At 67.3% G+C, this 205-nt stretch carries 1 protein-coding gene; it reads left to right on the plus strand.

Features of this window, described 5'->3' with window-relative positions; all coding sequences use genetic code 11:
* A partial coding sequence (locus ACLF6P_RS30185; protein ID WP_415954624.1) for an ACP S-malonyltransferase occupies positions 1-205 on the plus strand: 205 nt, incomplete at both ends.

The raw sequence follows: 205 nt of genomic DNA on the forward strand, positions 1-205 counted from the left end.
TTCCACTCGCCGCGCATGGAACCCATGCTGGACGAGTTCCGGACCGTGGTCGAGCAACTGACCTTCCACGCCCCGCGGATCCCAGTGGTCTCCAACCTCACCGGCACCCTCGCCGGGGACGAGATCCAGTCGGCGGACTACTGGGTCCGCCACGTCCGCGAGGCAGTCCGTTTCGCCGACGGCATCGGACACCTGGAAACCCAGG

Source organism: Streptomyces lothianensis, assembly GCF_047779955.1.
Classification (GTDB): Bacteria; Actinomycetota; Actinomycetes; order Streptomycetales; family Streptomycetaceae; genus Streptomyces.